1 protein-coding gene is annotated in these 1,028 nt (G+C 52.8%); it reads left to right on the top strand.

Features of this window, described 5'->3' with window-relative positions; genetic code table 11:
- On the top strand, positions 1-1,028 hold a 1,028-nt coding region (gene tuf, locus LDK53_RS19100; RefSeq protein ID WP_025912577.1), incomplete at both ends, for an elongation factor Tu.

Genomic DNA, 1,028 nt, shown 5'->3' with positions numbered 1-1,028 from the left:
AAAACCTACGGTGGTTCTGCTCGTGCATTCGACCAGATCGATAACGCACCAGAAGAAAAAGCTCGTGGTATCACCATCAACACTTCTCACGTTGAGTACGACACCCCGACTCGCCACTACGCACACGTAGACTGCCCAGGCCACGCCGACTATGTTAAAAACATGATCACCGGTGCTGCGCAGATGGACGGCGCGATCCTGGTAGTTGCTGCGACTGACGGCCCAATGCCTCAGACTCGTGAGCACATCCTGCTGGGTCGTCAGGTAGGCGTTCCTTACATCATCGTGTTCCTGAACAAGTGCGACATGGTTGATGACGAAGAGCTGCTGGAACTGGTAGAGATGGAAGTTCGTGAACTGCTGTCTCAGTACGATTTCCCAGGCGACGATACCCCAATCGTTCGTGGTTCTGCTCTGAAAGCGCTGGAAGGCGACGCAGAGTGGGAAGCGAAAATCATCGAACTGGCTGGTTTCCTGGATTCTTACATCCCAGAACCAGAGCGTGCGATTGACAAGCCATTCCTGCTGCCAATCGAAGACGTATTCTCCATCTCCGGTCGTGGTACCGTTGTTACCGGTCGTGTAGAGCGCGGTATCATCAAAGTTGGCGAAGAAGTTGAAATCGTTGGTATCAAAGAGACTGCGAAGTCTACCTGTACTGGCGTTGAAATGTTCCGCAAACTGCTGGACGAAGGCCGTGCTGGTGAGAACGTTGGTGTTCTGCTGCGTGGTATCAAACGTGAAGAAATCGAACGTGGTCAGGTTCTGGCGAAGCCAGGCTCAATCAAGCCACACACCAAGTTCGAATCTGAAGTGTACATCCTGTCCAAAGACGAAGGCGGCCGTCATACTCCGTTCTTCAAAGGCTACCGTCCACAGTTCTACTTCCGTACAACTGACGTGACCGGTACCATCGAACTGCCAGAAGGCGTTGAGATGGTAATGCCAGGCGACAACATCAAGATGGTTGTGACTCTGATCCACCCAATCGCGATGGACGACGGTCTGCGTTTCGCAATCCGTGAAGG

The organism is Enterobacter sp. K16B (genome assembly GCF_020216105.1).
Classification (GTDB): Bacteria; Pseudomonadota; Gammaproteobacteria; order Enterobacterales; family Enterobacteriaceae; genus Enterobacter; species Enterobacter sichuanensis.
The sequence above is the reverse complement of the archived record's forward strand: the minus strand, read 5'-3'. Positions and strand labels throughout refer to the sequence as shown.